Raw genomic sequence first — 272 nt, forward strand, 5'->3', positions numbered from 1 at the left:
GGTCATCTTCAAGCGTGCCGATGAATACGTCAAGGAGTACCGATCCCAGGAGAAGGAGGAGATCCGATTGAAGCGAGAGGCCAGGAAGACTGGTGACTTCTACGTCGCCGCTCAGCCAAAGGTCTACTTTGTCGTCAGGCTCAAGGGGTGAGTATCTGAGATCGAACTGTCAAGGGGGTTGCTGACCAGCCAGTATCTCCAAGATCGCCCCCAAGCCCAAGAAGATCCTTCAGTTGCTCCGACTCCTCCAGATCAACAACGGTGTCTTTGTC

1 protein-coding gene is annotated in these 272 nt (G+C 54.0%); it reads left to right on the plus strand.

The features are described from left to right. Window positions 1–203 precede the first annotated feature (203 nt). Window positions 204–272 (plus strand): uL30 family ribosomal protein (locus tag ACEN88_RS35480; RefSeq protein ID WP_413347090.1); only part of this gene is annotated, 69 nt, incomplete at its 3' end.

Origin of the sequence: Massilia sp. CT11-108 (genome assembly GCF_047302915.1) — a bacterium.
In the GTDB taxonomy this organism is placed as follows: Bacteria; Pseudomonadota; Gammaproteobacteria; order Burkholderiales; family Burkholderiaceae_D; genus Telluria; species Telluria orientalis.